Source organism: Candidatus Poribacteria bacterium (assembly GCA_021295755.1).
GTDB lineage: Bacteria > Poribacteria > WGA-4E > WGA-4E > PCPOR2b > PCPOR2b.
Genome location: JAGWBT010000229.1, coordinates 5,967 through 6,986, shown reverse-complemented (window position 1 = coordinate 6,986; position 1,020 = coordinate 5,967). Strand labels below are relative to the sequence as shown.

Annotated in this window: 1 protein-coding gene; it reads right to left on the bottom strand. The window is 43.1% G+C overall.

The window, feature by feature from the left end:
* Nucleotides 1-171: 171 nt before the first annotated feature.
* Nucleotides 172-789, bottom strand: coding sequence for a hypothetical protein (locus J4G02_22470; protein MCE2397276.1), 618 nt, complete (start codon nucleotides 787-789; stop codon nucleotides 172-174).
* Nucleotides 790-1,020 lie beyond the last annotated feature (231 nt).

Sequence of the window (1,020 nt, the reverse complement as noted above, 5' to 3'; positions counted from 1 at the left end):
ACCGAGCGGTGGCGTAAGACCTACCCACGAAAGACAAAAAAATTATACCTTTTTTCACACATGATTTCAAGCATAAAACGTGCTAAAGCAATCTGTATCCCAAGCATAAATGCTTGGGGCTTAGACCTAAAGGGTTTTTTGATAATCCGGACTCTCTGCACTTTTCCTCTGTCACCTCAGATCTTCTGACTCTAATTTCTGATCAATCTGCGATTTTATCTCATCTAGCAGGGGTTGGACAACATCTGAGTCTAATGTTTCAGTTGGATGAATTTCCTCGTTTGGCTCTTCCGTTGTCAGAAGTTCTGTGAAATCGTACGCATCCAAATCGACGGCATCATACCATTCGGTTTCGGGGAAAAGATCGGTTACAGGGTCTTCTGGTTCTGTGATCTCCTGCAAAAGCCGCAGCCTTCTCGACGCCGCTTCCTCTGTCGGAGAAGTTTGCGACGTATTACTGGAATCGTCTCTCGAAAAATCCCACATCGAACCCTTCACATTCGTCTGCTCCTCCGATTGTGCATCTTCTTGATCGTATTGCGGCAGGGTCGATTTTTTAACATAGTTTGGGAAGTAATCTTGCACTGTATCAACGTTGAGTAACTCCGGTTCGCCTCTCAAAATAATAGTGTTTGGCGAATATGCAGCCAATACCCAATCGACCATTTGACGGACCGATACAGCGATGGAATGGAAGATTGGATTTAAGTTGCCGATCGCTTCAATCTGAAGCAATCCTAGGATCAACACTAGGGCTAGTAGGAAAATGCCGATAAACTTTATCTTCATCCATGTACCCTCTCAATTTTGGCACAAAAGCTTATTAGCGCGATGCGTATCAGCTTTGAACTCCGTGCGTGGGCCTTTGACTTCAAAAAAATACTGTCCGCAATCATTACCTATATAATAACATATAATTGTTAAGAAAGTGTTAAGATAATGTTAATCGTGAATTAACTGAGGGGTGCTGATAAATAGCTTTCAATAAGTCCGCGTCTCAGAAGAGGAATCGCCTGCTCA